At 62.3% G+C, this 17,143-nt stretch carries 11 protein-coding genes; 2 read left to right on the top strand and 9 right to left on the bottom strand.

Going from position 1 to position 17,143, the window contains the following annotated elements; all coding sequences use genetic code 11:
- Nucleotides 1–50: 50 nt before the first annotated feature.
- On the top strand, nucleotides 51–3,863 hold the full coding sequence (locus KF838_06655) for a DPP IV N-terminal domain-containing protein (protein QYK49527.1): 3,813 nt from the start codon (nucleotides 51–53) through the stop codon (nucleotides 3,861–3,863).
- A 5-nt stretch (nucleotides 3,864–3,868) separates the two neighbouring features.
- Here the strand turns inward: KF838_06655 and KF838_06650 are convergent, their stop codons facing one another.
- Nucleotides 3,869–5,710, bottom strand: coding sequence for a peptidylprolyl isomerase (locus tag KF838_06650; GenBank protein QYK49526.1), 1,842 nt, complete (start codon nucleotides 5,708–5,710; stop codon nucleotides 3,869–3,871).
- A 417-nt stretch (nucleotides 5,711–6,127) separates the two neighbouring features.
- Between KF838_06650 and KF838_06645 the strand changes: the two genes are divergently transcribed.
- Complete coding sequence (locus tag KF838_06645) at nucleotides 6,128–8,341, top strand: hypothetical protein (protein ID QYK49525.1); 2,214 nt, start codon at nucleotides 6,128–6,130, stop codon at nucleotides 8,339–8,341.
- Between the two features lie 3 nt (nucleotides 8,342–8,344).
- On the opposite strand, the gene KF838_06640 is transcribed toward KF838_06645, so the two are convergent.
- Genes KF838_06640 through KF838_06605 form a run of 8 tightly spaced genes read right to left on the bottom strand, consistent with a single transcriptional unit; the run spans nucleotide 8,345 to nucleotide 17,131 of the window.
- Nucleotides 8,345–9,199 (bottom strand): hypothetical protein, encoded by an 855-nt coding sequence (locus KF838_06640; protein ID QYK49524.1) that lies wholly within the window; start codon nucleotides 9,197–9,199, stop codon nucleotides 8,345–8,347.
- Nucleotides 9,196–10,962 (bottom strand): BatD family protein, encoded by a 1,767-nt coding sequence (locus KF838_06635; protein QYK49523.1) that lies wholly within the window; start codon nucleotides 10,960–10,962, stop codon nucleotides 9,196–9,198. The genes KF838_06640 and KF838_06635 overlap by 4 nt, the downstream gene beginning before the upstream one ends.
- 5 nt (nucleotides 10,963–10,967) lie before the next feature.
- A complete protein-coding gene (locus KF838_06630; protein QYK49522.1) occupies nucleotides 10,968–12,170 on the bottom strand; it encodes a hypothetical protein in 1,203 nt (400 codons plus the stop codon).
- On the bottom strand, nucleotides 12,160–13,161 hold the full coding sequence (locus KF838_06625; GenBank protein QYK49521.1) for a VWA domain-containing protein: 1,002 nt from the start codon (nucleotides 13,159–13,161) through the stop codon (nucleotides 12,160–12,162). Before KF838_06625 ends, KF838_06630 begins: the two co-directional genes overlap by 11 nt.
- Nucleotides 13,158–14,219, bottom strand: a complete 1,062-nt coding sequence (locus KF838_06620; protein ID QYK49520.1) for a VWA domain-containing protein — start codon at nucleotides 14,217–14,219, stop codon at nucleotides 13,158–13,160. Before KF838_06620 ends, KF838_06625 begins: the two co-directional genes overlap by 4 nt.
- Nucleotides 14,216–15,247, bottom strand: a complete 1,032-nt coding sequence (locus KF838_06615; protein ID QYK49519.1) for a hypothetical protein — start codon at nucleotides 15,245–15,247, stop codon at nucleotides 14,216–14,218. Before KF838_06615 ends, KF838_06620 begins: the two co-directional genes overlap by 4 nt.
- Nucleotides 15,244–16,161 carry a DUF58 domain-containing protein gene (locus KF838_06610; protein QYK49518.1) on the bottom strand — a complete coding sequence of 306 codons (918 nt, stop codon included), beginning with the start codon at nucleotides 16,159–16,161 and terminating at the stop codon, nucleotides 15,244–15,246. Before KF838_06610 ends, KF838_06615 begins: the two co-directional genes overlap by 4 nt.
- The gene (locus KF838_06605; protein QYK49517.1) at nucleotides 16,145–17,131 is read right to left on the bottom strand and encodes a MoxR family ATPase; all 987 of its coding nucleotides are present in this window, start codon (nucleotides 17,129–17,131) and stop codon (nucleotides 16,145–16,147) included. Before KF838_06605 ends, KF838_06610 begins: the two co-directional genes overlap by 17 nt.
- Nucleotides 17,132–17,143: the final 12 nt, after the last annotated feature.

Genomic DNA, 17,143 nt, shown 5'->3' with positions numbered 1-17,143 from the left:
ATCCTCTACACACTCGACGCTCACGTCGGCGTCTGACGGAGACTTTCTCGATGCTTCGAACAATCACTGCGGTTACGGCTTCGGTCTTCCTCGGCTTGTTCGCGTGCCAGGCATATGCCCAGGCCGAGAGTGATGGGGGACTGGATCCTGCCTTGCTCACCGAGGCGGAGCGGAGCGGGTTTGAGCGCACGACGAAGCATGATGATGTGCTTGCGTTGATGCGTGCGATCGCTGAACAATCAGAGCGTGCGACGGTCATCACGATCGGCGAGACTGGAGAGGGTCGCGAGATCCCGATGCTGGTTCTGGGGAAGGAGCCGATAGCGGACGCGGCGGGCGCGAAGGGGGCAAATCGTCTTGTTGTGCTGCTTCTCGGCAACATCCACGCGGGAGAGGTGGAGGGTAAAGAGGCGCTGCTGATGCTCGCTCGCGAGCTTGCACTCGCTACAGAGCCGGGTGTGCTCGAGAATCTGGTCGTTCTCGTTATTCCGAACTACAACCCGGACGGCAACGAGCGAATCGATGCGAAGAACAGGGCGCATCAGGCAGGGCCGCCGGGCGGGGTCGGGATCCGTGAGAACGCGCTCGGGCTGGATCTCAACCGTGACTTTGTCAAAATGGATGCGCCAGAGACGAGAGCGCTCGTGCGTGTGTTCAACGAGTGGGATCCGGCGATCGTTGTGGATTGCCACACCACGAACGGCTCGTTCCATCGGTACACGCTGACCTATTCGTCGCCTCGCCACCCGGCTGTGGACGAGGGGATTCGCACGTATGCGTCGGATGTGCTGCTGCCTGCGGTCGATCAGCGTGTGCTTGAGACGACCGGGTATGAGACGTTCTGGTACGGCGATTTCGCGAACGAGCACACGGAGTGGCGGTCATACCCCGCGATTCCGCGTTACAACGAGGGATATGTCGGGATGCGGAACCGCATCGCGTTGCTCTCGGAGGCGTATGTCTATGCGCCGTTCAAGGATCGGATCTTGTGTACCAGGGCGTTCTGCGAGGAGATTCTGCGGTTTGCCTCGTCGAATCAGCGCAAGATCCGAGATCTCATCGCGAAGGCGGATGAGCGGACGATCAAGGCGGGCGAGTCGGGATCGGAGATCGTACTGAGGGCGGCAGCGGAGGCATTCGAGGAGCCCGTCACCGTCCTGGGATATGTGGAAGAGATGCGTGACGGGCGCAGCGAGCGCACGGATACACATCGGGAGTATGAGGTGCGACGGATCGATCGTTGGGTGCCGACGCTGACGACGCAGCGCGCGCCTGCGTATCTGCTGCCGCCCGCGATGACGGAGTTGGTGCAACGGCTTCAGCGGCATGGAATCAGGGTCGAGGAGACACGGGAAGATATCGAACTCGACGTGATCGTTCAGCGACTGGACCGGGTCGTCAAAGGAGCCAGGCCGTTCCAGGGGCGGACGCTGGTGGCGATCGACTCGGTGGAGGCGGAGGGGATGCAGCGTGTGCCTGCGGGGTGGTGGCTGGTCTCGACTGCGCAGCCGCTCGGTACGCTCGCGGCGTACCTGCTTGAGCCGATGGCGGAGGATGGGCTTGCGGCGTGGGGGTTGGTTGATGGAGTGGAGGAGGGGAACGAGTATCCTGTTCTGCGGGTTGCGAGCGCGACGCCGATCCTGAGTCTGGGGGCACCGGCGTTGCCCGAGGATCAACAGACTGATCTGCCTCTCACCTATGAGACGGTGTATGAGAAGCGTCCCGCTCCGGACCTGGCGGGTTCGCCGGTGGGCGGCTTGAACTGGCGGGATGATGGCGAGCACTTTCTTCAGCGGAAGGATGGGAAGACGTGGCGGGTTCATGCCGCGACCGGGCGGATGGAGTTGCATGCTGAGGATCGCGTGATGGCGGGGGCGCTCGCCAAGATTCCTGTTCTTGATGCGAGGACCGCGGACCGGTTGTCTACCAGCGGCTCTCGTCGATTCACGGCGTCACGCGACGCGTTCTTTGTCGAGCACGAGAACGACCTTTACTACTGCAAGATGGACGGATCCGTTGCGGTGCGGCTGACGAGTTCGCCTGAGCGTGAGGAGCTGGCGACTTTCAGTCCTGACGGACGCTTTGTGGCATTCGTTCGCGACAAGAACCTGTGGATGGTCGATGTCGAGACGCAGACGACTCGGCAATTGACGACTACAGGGGCGGGGTTGGTTGAGTGCGGCAAGGCCGGCTGGGTGTACTTCGAGGAGTTGTTCAACAGGAACTGGCAGGCGTATTGGTGGAGCCCTGACTCTTCACGCATCGCGTTTCTTGAGACGGACAGCACACGCGTGCCCGAGTTTGTCATTGTGGATGACAATCCTGAGCCGCAGAATGTGGAGCGGACGCGATATCCGCGTGTCGGCGAGCCGAATCCTGATGTGAGGGTGGGGATCGTGACGATTGCGGGAAGCGAGCCGCGTTGGGTGGATCTGAGCGCGTATGAGGCAGGCAACTACATCGTTCCTGGTGTGGCGTGGCTGCAGGGTGGTTCGCGATTGCTTGTGTGCATCCAGGATCGCTTTCAGACGTGGATGGATGTCACTGCGTGCTCGAACACGGGCGGCCGTCCCGAGACGCTTTGGAGAGAGACGACTGGTGCGTGGGTTGAATGGCAGGGCGAGCCCCGTTTCCTCAAGGATGGTTCGTTCCTGTGGATAAGCGAGCGGACTGGTTGGAAGCACGTGTACAAGGCCGATCGCGACGGCAAGCGGGTCGAGCCGGTGACGTCTGGGGACTGGGAGGTGCGTTCGATCGCTCGCGTTGATGAGGAATCGGGGTGGCTGTATTTCACAGGCACCGCCGATTCGCACATCGCCGAGAATCTCTACCGGGTTCGGTTCGATGGCACGGGGATGGAGCGGCTCACGCGGGAGCCGGGTCATCACAGCGTCTCGGTTGCGCCGAAAGGGGAGTACTTCATCGACACGTGGTCGACGCATGCGACGACTGCGCGGGTCGCCCTTCGAGGGATGGATGGGGAGATTGTCCGGATGCTCGACACGAATCCCGTGCGAGATCTCGTGAAGTACAGGCGGGGTGCGTATGAGCTTGTGCAGATCCCGGTCGAGCGGGAAGGGCGTGAGCCGTATGTGATGGAAGGGAGCATCCTGTATCCGCCGGGGTTTGATCCTGAGAAGGTATATCCGGTCTGGTTCCAGACTTACGGCGGCCCTCACGCTCCGACGGTGCGAGATGCGTGGGGTGCTTTGTTGTGGGAGCATGTGCTGGCACATGAGGGGTTTATTCTGTTCAGGGCCGATCCGTACTCGGCGAGCGGTAAGGGGGCGCGCTCGGCGTGGACGACGTACAAGCGCATGGGTGCTGCTGAGTTCGAAGATGTGCGGACAGCGATTGAATGGATCAAGTCTCGTCCGTATGTCGATGCGTCTCGGATCGGGATGCACGGGCACTCGTTCGGCGGCTATCTCACCGCGTACTGCATGACTCGCTCGGACTTGTTCGCAGCGGGAATCGCGGGCGCGCCGGTGACGGATTGGACGCTGTACGACACCATCTACACCGAGCGGTACATGCTCACGCCGCAAGCCAACCCGGATGGCTACAAGGAGACGAGCGTCGTTGAGGGTGCGAAGAACCTGAGCGGGCGTCTTCTCATCGCGCACGGCACGATGGATGACAATGTCCACATGCAGCACGCGATCCGCCTGATCGACGCGTTGCAGAAGGCGAAGAAGCAGTTTCGCGTGATGGTGATGCCCGGATACCGGCACGGGCTCTTCGGCGATTTCTACCGACGGATGATGTACGAGTTCATTATCGAGATGCGGGATAGCCGCCCGGCGGAACGCCCTGAGCGTTCATCGGAGTCTGATGGCGGAGTGGCGATCCGCTCTCGCTGAAGCGATCAGACGACAGTCGCGATGGAGGAGAGGTCCTCCATCGACCATGTCTGTCCGGTGACGGATCCGAAGTAGCGGACGACCTTGCCTCCGGGTCCTCGGCCGACGATGCTTGTGATGCCGTCGCCGCTGGCGGTCGCGCTGAGTTCGCCCGAGAGGGCCAGGGGCGTTGTGGAGGTTGAGACGATCGTGGTGACGTTCTGGACCCGCCAGAGATTTCCGGGTGCTCCCGGGACCCACCAGAAGACGACGACGTCGTTGTCGGTGGTTCGGGCAGCGATGTTCAGGCCGCCGGATGGCGTGTTGAAGGATGTGATCGACTCGCCGAAGACCGCGGGTGCCGAGATCGAGCTGGTCAGATTGGAGACGACCCACGTCCCTTCGAAGCGCGGAATCCACCAGGTGATCTGGAGGTTTCCGGAAGAGTCAACGCCGGCGAGGTTGATGCCCTTCCATGGCGTGAGATAGACGGAGAGTCCGCCGGAGAGAGCGGGGGCACCGGTGATGGTGCTGAGATTCGAGAGCACCCACTGGCTCATGCGAGGGCCGCGCCAGATGGTCTGGATCTGGCCTGCGGAGTCGAGTCCGGCGATGTGCCAGGCGTCCCACGCGGTGGAGTATGCGATGAGACGGCCCTGGAAGTCAGGTGTGGTGGCATTGATCGCACGGAGATCGTCGGAGAGGTTCTTGAAGTTCCAGCGATAGCCGCCGCCGGAGAGAACGGTCACGGTCTGCTCGTATTGAACAACATCGCCGTTCGCCATGACGCCGACGATGCGGAAGACGTTGTTGCGCGTGGCGTTGGTTTTCCACTGCGTGATCTCGGAATCGATGATGCCCGCGCCGGAGATCTCTGATGTGAGGTTGCGGGTTGTCCAGACGCCCGCGGCGGTGTTGGTGTAGAGGAGGAGGCCGCCCGATGTCGGGACGGCGGCGTAGAAGCGGCTGTCCTTGGGGTCACGCCATGTGACGAGGTTCTTGCTGGGCGTGGGGAGCGTCTGGTCGCGGTCGGGATCGACGGCGACCCATTGGGATGAGCCGCTGAGACGCTGGTAGATCGTGGTCTGCCCGAACTCGTTGAGCACGGCGACGACGGCGGTCCCGTTCGGGCCGGCCGATACGTTCGGAACGGCGTTGAGCAGGGAGGTCAGGACGCCCTGGGGGGTGTGGATCACGACCGCGTCGTTGATGTAGACAAACCATGATTCGTCGACGGCACCGGCTTGGGGATCAAAGTTCTCGGTGACGGGTGTGGTGGTAAAGGGATTGCCGAAGTTCACGATCTGAAGGCCCGCGATCGCCTGGACGACTGCCCATGAGTCGTCGTCGTAGACCTGGGCAAAGACCGTGAAGCCGCCGTTCTGATTGTTGAGATTGGAGGAGTTGTCTGAGAGGTTGAAGAAGAACTGGCTGGTGGCGGAGTTGGGGTCGCCGTCCTGCTTGGCCATGGCGAGCGTGCGGGCGAGGTTCGAGCGGCCGTACTCGTTCTGGATCTTGCCGTTGTGGACGACATCGCCGAGACCATCTTCGGCCGTGTATGAGTAACCGCCGCCCTGGATCACGAAGTTGGTTGCGTGGCGATGGAAGAAGGACCGGTCGTATCGATCGTTCTGGACGAGCGTCAGGAAGTTCTGCACGGTGCCTGGCGCGATGGTGTCGAAGAGCTCGATGCGGATGCTGCCCATCGTCGTCTGGAGTTCGACGATCGTGTTGTTCGGATCGAAGGCGAACGGCGCGGCGAGCACGACGCGCTGCTCGAGTGTTTCGAGTGTTTTTGCTTTGGCTTGCGAGTCGGAGAAGTTGCCGATGCGGCTCTTCGTCGCGCGCAGAATCAGATCGCGGGCCATCGTTCCCTCCGGTCATCACGCTGGGGACTCGTCGCGCCGGGGCGACCAAGCTGCCACTCTCGCCTGTCGAGCGGCACGTCCCCCCGTCTCTTCTGTATCCTTCCCTGTATTCGGCTGCCGAGTCAAGTTGGATGCCGTTCGGGGGTTGAGTTTCGTCTGTCGGCTTGTCGGATGATGGGATTGTTCGGCTGGGAGCATCCGGCTCTGATTCTCGGGCGTTCTAAGGGGGGATAGCTCGTAATGCGGTTTGTCTGCGAACGTTTGCTACTTCGGCGTGCTTATTCTGGTATGATGATGGGGGCTTGTGAGGGCGGGTACGCAACGAGACCGGGGAACTCATCCTGTACGCGCGCATCGGATCTCGCCCGATATCGGGTGGCGTGCGGGCGGCTGGATGAAAGCAGCAGGGAGTTCGAGATGTCAGGGGTTTCGAAGCACGAACGGTGTCGTGGGGCCGAGTCCACATTCGGGGTGGAGGGATTAGAGCCACGCCGCCTGCTTGCGGGGTTTGTCGGCATCGGGTTCGACCGTGCGGGCACAACTGTTGATGCGATCATCGTTGAGGGTGATGCGACCCCGAGCGGGCTTGCTACGGGGCAGCTCTTTGTATCCGGAACCTCCGGACGCTCACCCGGGACGGCCCTCACGCGGGAATGGGTGGAGCAACGGGATGGGGGGGGGCTCTTTCTCCGCCCGACGATCGGGACCGACGGCCGTGATATCGAGATCGGGGCGAACTTCTGGTCTGCCAATGGCTTTTCGGCCGGGTGGTATGCCGGGGTGGATACGGCTCCCGGCGTCGGTCAGCTTCAGTACATGATCTCCAGGCCGACGGCGGCGACGCAGGCGGATCTCGCGGGGAACTGGGCGTGGACCTCGTTCCAATGGAATCCCACGACCGGTGCTGCGACGGTTCTGAATGGAACGCTCTCGATCTCAGGGAACTTCATCGTCTGGTTCGCGACGGCGATCGGTGCCCCCCCGGTCGCACGAACCACAGAGATATCGACGTCGGACTCCAAGGGCGGGTTCCTGACGAGCCGCGGCGAGCATGTGTATCTCAGTGGTGACAAGTCGGTTTTGCTGACGGTGGATATGCGTGAGTCTGATGGCGACCTGTTCATCGGCATCGCTACGCGTGCCGATACGACCGCGACAGTTGCTGAGGTCGCCGGTGGGTATCGCTTCGGGATAGCCGCGGCGAGCGTCGCTGCTCAGCAGCTCTTCAATACGGGCACCGCCGGTATTGGAGCACAGTTCCTCGATTTGCGCGGGAACGGAACGGCGGTTGTTTACGGGCTTGCGGACTACGACGCGGGTGATTTGAGCGGGGGAGTCGCGGGAACATGGACGCTGAGCGGCAGCACGGTTATCCTGAGACTGACCGGCTCGCCTGCGGAGGTTCAGTTCACGGTCGCTCTCAATGGATCGACCTTGACACCGTTTGCAATGATCAGCCAGCAGGGCGTTCAGAGCCGCGTGGCTGGCGTGGCGACGCGTGCGGCGCCGGCATCGGCACCCGCGCAGACGCTCCTTGGGAGTGATGCGATCATCGCGGCGGGCAGCGGGCGTCCGTTTGCGTATGTGCTCCGCACAGACGGGGTGTGGCGGGCGATTGACCTGATTGCGGCGTCGGGCGGGAACGTTCCTCAGACGAAGCCGAGTACTCAGATCGTGATGTGGACCGATCCGAAGGACGGCCTGCAGTATGTCGCTTCCGCGACGCTGGACGGTCTGTATCTCTACCGCGAGGGTGCGGATCGGCAGTGGACGGTGCGGAACCTGACGACTGAGATCTCGGGCTCGCAGGTGATCCTGAGCGGGATCACGCAGTTTGTCTCTCGCGACAACGCGAGACAGGTGACGATCGCCGGACTGGCGGCGGATGGCGATCTTGTGATGTACCGCCAGACCGGCGCGTCGACAGGCGGGAACTATGCCTATTCGTTCAACGATGTTGCTGACGAGTTTCTGAGGCCGCTCGGTCGAGAGATGCCGGTCTTTGTCGGCGGGCTGGTCAGTTATGTGACGCCATGGAACGGCCAGAATATCGCGGGTCTGAATGCGAGCGGGCAGATCGAAGTGATCTGGAACAGCGCGAGGACTCAGGGGTACTGGGTGCTCTCCAACCTGAGCAACATCACAGGAGCCCCCCCGTTCACCGGCGGTCTGACGGTGTATCAGACACGCTGGAGCGGCATCAACATCGTCGGGGTCAACGAAACCGGGCAGGTCGTCACGACCTGGTGGATCCCTCGGTTCGCGGGTTTCTGGGCGACATCGAACCTGACCACGATCGCGACGGGGCCCTTGCTCGCGGGAGAGTCTGTGGTCGCGTTCCACACACCTGACGGCGGCCTGAACATCGCGGGCATCAAGAGCAACGGCGAGGTGACGCTCTATTGGTGGGTGCCGAACTCGGACAACACGTGGAAGATCCGGGAGTTGACGCAGGGTGACACGGATCTTGTACCGCGTCCGACTGGCGAGCTTCGCGCGCAGGTGCTTGCAGATGGATCGGTGAACATCTTCGGACGAGCGTCTGACAGGTCGCTGATCCGCACCTTCTGGGAGCCGACGCTGCACCCGGACAACTGGTTGATCCAGAATGTCAGCAGCATCTCGATCTGATCGTCAACCGGCTGAACGGATCTCGGGCGATCTCGAACGCTCTGGCGGGTGTGGCGGCTTGACGAGTTCGACGGCGTATGAGGGCAGCCATGTCTCGCGCCCGTCGGCGAGACGAACCCGCATCCATCCGTCGCGCTGTTCCAGCACGTTCAGTTCGACTCCGGGGCGCAAGGGTGTTGAGAACGTCGGCTCATAGACGACCACGCTCGGGCCGTTTCTGGCGGTGATACCATCGACAATCACAACGCCGGAGCGTTTGCCGTCGTGTGTGCCCTTTTCCAAGAGGATGAGGCCGCCAACGACTCCGGCGACCAGCCCGAGCGAGACACCAATCGGTCTGAGTATCTGGTTGGGTCTGATCACGTTCCAGCAAGCAACGATCCAGGCAGCGACGTAGAACCCGCCGAAGCAGAGCAGCATCACGGATGCGGGGACGAATGCACGCCACGAGGTCAGTGCGGCGGTGATGCGGGAACGGTTGGATGCTGGGACATGCACCTGCACCCGCTCCCTCGCTTCTGCCAGACCCGAACGCACGGCGTGATCATGGGGGCGGAGGAGATCGGCCCGGCGGAAGCAGAGCACTGCGCGGCCGATGTCGCCGCCGAGGAGGTAGGAGTTTCCTGCATCGATCAGGAGATTCGGATTGCTGACCCCGAGATTCGCGATCGATTCGTAGATTCGTGCCGCATCGAGAAAGGTCTCGCCGGCCATCGAACTTGCTGCCTCTCGCTCGCGGAGCCCGGTCTCGAATCGTGCGTCGGCGGTTCGCAGCAGTTGCTCGGCTTGATCGAGCCCCTGAGCCCGCGCCGTGAAGCTCAGCAGCGAGGCCAGCATGAGAACGATCAATCTGCTCATGATGCGGCCTCCGATCCTTTGCGTAGCGTGCGGCTGAGCGTCTGCATCGCTTCCCGGATTCCGGGAGTCGGTTCGACGCTTCTTCCGGTGTGCTCGAAGCCCTCGGCCTGCTTCATGCACGCCGTGAGAAGCGCCAGCTCAGGGGTGGAACTGCTGGTTCCGAGAGCCGCGAGGTCCGCGCTCGTGACTGCCTCTGGTGCGATGCCGGTGTGTGCAGCAACGAAGATGCGAACTGCGTCTGTCGCACGGGCGGGGTCGGATCCTGCTCGTCTGGCCAGTGAGAGCGACTTTGAGAGCATGCGACGCCTGCGTCGGGCATCTGGGCTCTCTCGGCGATGGATGGCAGTGCCCGCCCAGAGAAGTGCCCAGAGCGAGGGTGGGGCGATGAGGAGAGCTCGTCCTGCCTGAGATGACAGGAAGCCATCAAGGTCGGTGTCGTAGTTGGTGAGTCGGTCGGAGCTTGAGCGGTTGGCGTTCAGACGGAGCGGCGCGTCGCCCAGAGATTCTCTCGCTCCCGGTGTGAAACGCCCGACGGCGTCTGCGGCAGTGACCTCACGCGATGCCTCGATCTTCAAGGGGATCGCCCGGCTGAGACTCATCTTGTATGTGGCGCTGGAGGGATCGAACCAGTGGAGCCGAATGGGCGGGAACTCAGAGATCTCTGAGGACTGTGGGCGAACCGTGATGCTGTAGGTGCGGGAATCTCCGCTGACGCCACCGTCGACCCAGCCCTCTCTGCCGATCCTGAATTGTTCCGCGATGTCGTGCTGGAGTTCGATCCTGGGCGGGTGAAGCCGATCAGCGGGGAGTGCGCCGCTGAGACGAATGGTCAGATTGATCGGATCTCCTATGCGTGCGGTTGGTGTCGAGAGTGAGGCTTCGATGCGTCCCTCTCCGACGATGCCGCTGAATCCTGATGGGCGTCCTGCATCCGGGAGCGGGCGGATCTCGAGGTTGAGTGGATTGGATGCGACGGCGAGTCTCTCGTGTGGTCGGCTGCGATCGAGCGTGAGCATGAATGTGATAGGGCCGACGGTCCAAGTCCCTGCATTCTCGGCGATCAATTCCATCGGCATGGTGAAGGCGATTCCGGGGCCCGTGTAGCCCGGCAGATTGAAGGCGGTTCCGGTCGCTCCGAGAAGCGGTATAGACATCGTTCGGTCGTTCGGCGTGGGTCGGCGCTTTCCGGGAATCGCGATAATGCCACGCGGGAGTGAGTCACCGATGAACTCGCCCGTGTCGGGCATTCGGGAGCTCTCGAAGATGACATCGAGAGGAATCGCCTGTCCGACGTACGCTGTGATAGTGCGTGGCTCGATCCGGAGCGTCGCAAAGTCTGCGGTGGGCCGGGGTGAAACAAGGATCTGGACAGGGTTCGTGCGGTACTGTGCATTCCCTATCGTGATGCTCGCTGAGGGCACCGTCAGGGTGCCGGTACGAGTCGGCTGCATCTGATACTGGAATGAGGCCTGTTGACGCACGTCCCGGCGGATCACTCCGTTTGAGATCGTTTGCTCGGTGAACGAGCCCCGAGAGGCGAATGGTGTGCCGATGAGAAACTCGTCGGTCGGATCGAATTCGGGCGTGCGGGCCTCAAAGGCCTCGCCGAGTCTTTCGATCTTGATGACGACAGTGAGTGCAGTGTCGAGAAAGATCGACTGGGTATTGACCTGCACGGAGATGCTCGGTTCTTGCGCACGGGCACTCGTTGCGAGCAGCGAGGCGAGGGCAGCGATCAGGATGAAGATGGTTTGCTGGGTCATCGTGCTCACCAGTCTTTCTCTGTCGGGAGCGGCGGGCCGCGGCGGACGCGATTCGCTCTGTCACGGATCTCCTTCTCGATCAAGCGGCGAGCAATCGGGTCGCCATCCTGGTCGCCGAGCCGATCGACCTCGCGAGGCGGCGTGGGTTGGGGTTGCTGGTCCTGTCCTTCGCGATCGCTCTGTCCATCTGGCTCGTTCCCCTGCTCGCCACCCTGCTCTGACTGACGCTCGCGTGGCCGGCCTTGTTGGGATCCCTCGCCGTCCTGAGAAGACGCTTGCGTGAGCCGTTCGGCTGCCTCTTCCAGCTCATCGGCCGCATTCTCCTGTCGCGGAGCGGCACGCCCCGGTCTTATCTGCTCAAGATCTCGCTGGGCACCACCCTGGTTGTGCATGGCCTCTTCGATATCGGCTATGGCTTCCGACATCTCTGTCTGGCCCGGATCATCCCGAGGCGTTTGTGCGAGTTGGTTCATGAGTTCAGAGAGCAGCTCACGAGTTTCCTCTGACAACTGCTCCTGCTGGTCCTTTGCCTGACGAGTCGTTTCGGATCCAATCGAGCTGTCCTGCTGCATCTGCTCTTCAGCGGCACGGCTTCGTTCCGAGGCCTCGCGCTGGCGGTCTGCGAGATCTTTGAGTCGCTGCGCGAGCTCTTGGAGCTGCTCGTTGCGCTGCTGCCGTTCCTGGTCTTGCTGCTCGATCTGTTGACGCAGTTGCAGGGCCGCGAGGCGGGAGCGTTCGATGTTCTTGGCGGCCTCGACGTCGTCGGGGCGTACATCGAGGACGGACCTGTAGAGCCGCGCGGCATGTGTGAGCTTCGTGATCGCGGCTTGTGGGTCGCTCTCGGCTGTCGCCATCGCGTCGTCAAAGGCCAGACGCGCAAGGTTGAACCGGGCGTTTGCCCTGATCTCGTCAGACTTTGCGTTGATGTCCGCCATACGAAATGACTGTTTCGCACGTTCGAGATCGCCAAGCGCGACGTGGATCAACGCCTCGTTGTAGCAGATCTCTGCGGGGCGGTCCGGAGTCGGGGGGAGAGTTGAGTAGGTGTGTGCCGCCTCGTCGAAGTCCCTTCGCGCGTACGCGCGGTTTGCGCTCTTGATCGTTGAGCGAACGCGCGAGCTCGACGGAGGATCAGCGGCGGCTGGAGTGGGGGGCCAGCACGCGGCGATCAACCAGACTGCGAGCAGCATGTACCGTTCAGCGATCACGGATGAGCACCTCCAGCAGGAGCAGCAGGAACGCCGCGATGAGAGGTATCTGGAAGAGTTCTTCGTATGTGGTGGTCTTGTCGGCAACGATCTCTTGATTGCGGGCGGACAGAGAGAGGTCTCTGTAGACTCGATCGAGTTGGAGATCACCGGTTCCGACATTCAGGAAGACCCCGCCCGCGGATGCCGAGGCGATGTCGGCGAGCAGACGCGGCATGAGGCGCGAATACACCCGCTGTCCGCCGTATGTGACGAATTCGGGGCTGCCACGTTCGGATTCGGAGGGGATGGGCGCTCCATCAGACTCGCTGCCGATACCGATGGTGATGATCCGGATGCCTCTCGCGGCTGCGACTTCTGCCGCCTGGATGGGGAAGCTCTCCTGGTCCTCTCCGTCGGTGAAGAGCAGGATGTCCTTGTGACGGCCGGACTGCTCGACGAAGACTTCGTTGACGGTCTTCCGGATCGCGTCGCCGATCAGTGATCCGCCGCGCGGAACGGATCTAGGAGAGAGATCCTCGAGCTGCATGAGAAAGAAGGCGCGATCGAGCGTGAGCGGGCACTTGACGGATGCGCTGCCGGCGAATGCGACCAGCGCAACACGGTCGCCCTGCAGGGTGGCGAGCATGTCCTTGATCCACAGCTTGGTGCGTTCGAGACGATTCGGTGCCAGGTCCTGTGCGAGCATGCTCCGCGAGACATCGACCACGAAGACGATGTCCTTTCCTGATGCGGTTGTTTCCTGCTCGATCGGCTCGCCTCGGGGCCTTGCCATCGCGACCGCAAGACACGCCACCGCGCTAGAGACCAGGATGAGAGATGCGAGTCGCCGGCGTTTCAGGCCGGCCGGAACGATGCGTTTGACCAGGGATACATCGCCCATGCGCCGGAAAGCGGCGTGGCGCCTCCACGCGGCCCAGATGTAGAGGAGCACAATCGCAGGGACGAGCATGAGGAGCGACAGATGCTCCGGAGCGCCGATGGGTGTCATGGCAATCTCCTGAGAAGTGTGCTCGCGAGGAAGATCTCGATGCCGATGAGCCAGAGCGCGGCGTTGACAAGGGGAGGGAATCGTTCTTCGTAAACCGTGCGTCTCTGGGACGTGACCGAGACCTTTTCAAGGCGGTCGATCTCTTCGTAGATCTCTCTGAGAGACTCGGCGTTTCTAGCGTTCCAGTATCGGCCGCCCGTGCGGTTCGAGATCGTGGTGAGTGTTCGCTCATCGACGTGGTCTCGAATCGGAATAGGGCGTCCGTCCATTCCGGAGATGAAGACGACACCCCCGGTGCCGCCGATGCCGATGGAGTAAATCTTGATCCCCCATTCGGCGGCGAGCCGTGCCGCTGGCTCGGGGAGGATCTCGCCGCGGTTGTGCTCGCCGTCTGTCAGGAGGACGATGATCTTGCTCTTGATTCGGAACTCAGGGCTTCGGTTCGCATCGCTGAGGGCTTTGATCTGTTCCTCTGCTGATCTGAGTCGCGAGGCGGCGAGGGCGAGAGCGTCTCCGATGGCGGTGCCGCCTTCGGGGAGGGCTGGCGGAGCGAGCTGGGTGCTGTTTGCCAGATCGACAACGATCTGGTGGCTGTGCGACAGAGGGGCGAGCGTGTCAGCATATCCCGAGAAAACGATCAGCCCGATCAGGTCATCGGCACGGCCCTTGAGCTGCTTGCCATCGCCGAGGATGAAGTCTTTCAGGACTCGTTTGACAACTTCAAGCCGCTCGTAGGACCGTCCTTCGAAGGTCATGGGCGCGCCCATGCTGGCGGAGCGATCGATCACGAGTTGGATCGCTACGCCTTCCTTTGATGTCTCGATGCGGCCGGTGAGCGTCTGTGGGCGTGCGATCGCTACAGCGATCAGGCAGAGTGCAGCGAGGCGCAGAGCAAGCGGTGCCCAACGCAAGAACGATCGAAGGGAGCCGAGGCCGCGTAGCCCGGCCGCGCCCGGCATGACGATGGGTGGGGGGAGAGAGAAGGGACGGAGCGCGACGATGGCCGCTGCGAGCAGGATCAGGGCGAACGCCCAGGGTGAGTGGTAGATGGAGGTCATGCGGCCACCTCCGATTCGGTGAGGTATCGAGTGGGTACAAAGGTAGAGAGGTCGTCGAGAGCTCGGTCAGTTCGTGAAAGAACGTCGGTGACTCCGGCGTGTGATATGTCGGAGCCGGAGCAGAGCATGCGTTCGATATCAGCCATGAGATCGATGAGTCCCGGGATCTGCGAGAGCTGTGGGCAGCGATCGAGCAGTTCCAGTTCTGTCATGGCGTGCGCGGGGACCTCTGTTCGTTCTGAGATTCCGAGGCGGAGGAGACGAGCACATGTGCCGATCGCCCGCGATCGTTCGGTTGGGCTCATGCTTGGCGCCTGGAGCACGAGGGTTGCGATTGTCTTGCGTGAGCCGGCGATCCTCGGCGCACGGAGGCGTTTGCGGATGATGACGACCGCAGCTCCGGCAACCACCAAGATCACGATCAGGCCTGCGACTGCACCTGCAACTGCCGGTCGGACCTGGTGCCAGATCGGTTCTCCCGCTGGCGGGGGCATTGCTGCGGCACGAAGCTCCGTGACGGCGATGGGATCGTCCGGCTGTAGAACGGAGTTGATCGCGACGGGGATCGGATCAGTCGCGACGTAGCTCAGAGTGCCGGCGTTGGCGTCACGGATCGCGAGTTTGACTCCTGGAGCGAGTGCGGAGCCGGGTAGACCAGGCTCAAGAATGGCGGTCCAGCGTTGTTCAACGACGCCATCCAGGCGTTTGATGGCGGGCAGACGGACCACTTCGAGCACTTCGAGTGACTGATGGCCTGTGAGTTCGGGTGATGAGAGCACCAGACCCGCCTTGGCTGTTGTGCGGATATCGAGCTGAAGGAGCTCGCTCGTCGATGCCTCGCGTCTGTCGATGGTGGTAGAAAGGAGTATGCCGTCGCCCTCAGCAACCTGTGTCGGTGGCGTGGGTGTTGCTGGCTGGGCGGTGTCGGTCGGGCGCGAGCACGCCTGCGCCATGGAGAGACAGATTGCGGCGATTGCGACGGGAAAAAGACGGGTCCTGTGAACGAAGAAGTGGCGAGCGTCACTCATCGGCGTCGCTCCCTTCGACGAAAGTACGCCGCGAGTTCCGGGACGGCGGATCTCTCCGTAGAGAGCGTGACGCGATCGACCCCCGAAGAAGCGAGATGGGCTTCGCGTCTGTCGCGGTCCGCCAGGCGTTGCGCGGCGTATGCACGCGTGCCGCGTGAGCCGAGATCGATCGTTCGTGTTGCACCAGTTTCGGGATCGACGACATCGACGAGACCGACCGAGGGGAACTGGAACTCGCGGGGATCGTTGACGGAGATTGCTACAACATCGTGTCGCCTTGCGAGCACTGAGAGCTGGGTGTTGCAGGGTGGACAATCGAAATCGGAGATGAGGAAGATCACGCTACGCCTTCGCAGCATGTGGGCGAGATGGTCGAGCGCGGGACGGAGGTCCGTGCCTCGGCCGGCGGGAGCGTGCGCGAGGAGGTCGCGCATGAGGCGTTGGCAATGCGACGTGCCCTTCTTCGGAGGAACGAACTTCTCGACGCGATCCGTGAAGAGCAGCAGCCCGACACGGTCCTGATTCTGGCTCGCGGCCATGGCGAGGATGGCGGCGGACTCGATCTCGAGGCGGCGTTTGGTCTTTCCGGTGGTGCCGAACATGCCTGATCGCGAGAGGTCGACGCAGACCATGGCGGTGAGCTGGCGTTCTTCAACGAACCTCTTGATGAAGGTCTTGCCGGTTCTGGCGGTGACGTTCCAGTCGATCGAACGGACGTCATCGCCCGGCTCGTATTCTCTGACCTCGGCAAATTCGATTCCGTGCCCCTTGAACGCCGAGTGGTACTCGCCCGTGAACAGGTCGCTGACGCGTCGCCGGGTCATGACGTGGAGGCGTCGAACCTCCTTCGCCAGGTCGGCGGGAAGCGGCGCGGGCTCGGCGGCATCGATCGGGTGTCTATGGGAGCGGAACATGGTCAAAGATCCGCTGGACAATCTGTTCGGAGGAGATCTCTTCGGCCTGTGCCTCGTAGCTTGCGATCACTCGATGGCGGAGTACATCCATCCCGATCGACTTCACGTCGGCGGGGGTGGCGTACGGCCTGCCCTGGAGGAACGCGTGGGCGCGGGCCGCCATGGTGAGCGAGATCGAGGCACGGGGGGATGCGCCGAAGGAGATCAGGCGAGCGATGTCCAGCCCGTACTCCTTCGGACGGCGTGAGGCATGGACGATGCTGACGATGTACTCCTTCACGCGATCATCGACGTGGATCTGATCGACAAGGCGCCGGGCGGCGGCGATCTGATCAGTCGTGACCATTGCTTCAACTTTGGTCTTCGGCGCGCTGGAAGCCATGCGATCGACGATCTGTCGCTCGTCTTGTTTCGACGGGTAATCGACTCGAAGCTTGAGCATGAAGCGATCGACCTGCGCTTCGGGGAGGGTGTAGGTGCCCTCTTGCTCGATCGGGTTCTGCGTCGCGAGCACAAGGAAGGGATCGGGAAGCGGGTATGTCGTTTCTCCGATGGTGACGTGTCGCTCCTGCATCGCTTCCAGCAGCGCACTCTGGACCTTGGCTGGGGCTCGGTTGATCTCATCGGCCAGCACGATGTTGGCAAAGACAGGACCCTTGCGGGGCGTGAAGGTTGAGTCCCGCGGGTTGTAGATGAGAGTGCCCACCAGGTCCGCTGGCAGCAGATCGGGCGTGAACTGGATGCGGCTGAACTTCGCGTGGATCGCGTTCGCCAGCGTGCTCACTGTGAGGGTCTTGGCCAGACCCGGAACGCCTTCAAGCAGCACATGCCCATTGCATAGCAACCCGACGAAGAGGCGCTCGACCATCGTCTTCTGCCCGACGACGACCTGGGATATGGCGTCGGTCAGGGTCCGGATTGTCGTTGCATGTGCTTCGATTTGAGGTGTGAGGTCAACCGTGTTCGCCATTCGTCTGGCCTC

This window comes from Phycisphaeraceae bacterium, assembly GCA_019454185.1.
Classification (GTDB): domain Bacteria; phylum Planctomycetota; class Phycisphaerae; order Phycisphaerales; family UBA1924; genus JAHBWV01.
This window is presented reverse-complemented; position numbering and strand designations above follow the sequence as displayed.

What these genes read in the sequence shown, in the direction of transcription:
- KF838_06645 (QYK49525.1), top strand. Translation starts at nt 6,128, where the DNA reads ATGTCAGGGGTTTCGAAGCACGAACGGTGTCGTGGGGCCGAGTCCACA.
- KF838_06615 (QYK49519.1), bottom strand. Translation starts at nt 15,247, where the DNA reads ATGAGTGACGCTCGCCACTTCTTCGTTCACAGGACCCGTCTTTTTCCC.
- KF838_06620 (QYK49520.1), bottom strand. Translation starts at nt 14,219, where the DNA reads ATGACCTCCATCTACCACTCACCCTGGGCGTTCGCCCTGATCCTGCTC.
- KF838_06610 (QYK49518.1), bottom strand. Translation starts at nt 16,161, where the DNA reads ATGTTCCGCTCCCATAGACACCCGATCGATGCCGCCGAGCCCGCGCCG.
- KF838_06635 (QYK49523.1), bottom strand. Translation starts at nt 10,962, where the DNA reads ATGACCCAGCAAACCATCTTCATCCTGATCGCTGCCCTCGCCTCGCTG.
- KF838_06650 (QYK49526.1), bottom strand. Translation starts at nt 5,710, where the DNA reads ATGGCCCGCGATCTGATTCTGCGCGCGACGAAGAGCCGCATCGGCAAC.
- KF838_06605 (QYK49517.1), bottom strand. Translation starts at nt 17,131, where the DNA reads ATGGCGAACACGGTTGACCTCACACCTCAAATCGAAGCACATGCAACG.
- KF838_06655 (QYK49527.1), top strand. Translation starts at nt 51, where the DNA reads ATGCTTCGAACAATCACTGCGGTTACGGCTTCGGTCTTCCTCGGCTTG.
- KF838_06640 (QYK49524.1), bottom strand. Translation starts at nt 9,199, where the DNA reads ATGAGCAGATTGATCGTTCTCATGCTGGCCTCGCTGCTGAGCTTCACG.
- KF838_06625 (QYK49521.1), bottom strand. Translation starts at nt 13,161, where the DNA reads ATGACACCCATCGGCGCTCCGGAGCATCTGTCGCTCCTCATGCTCGTC.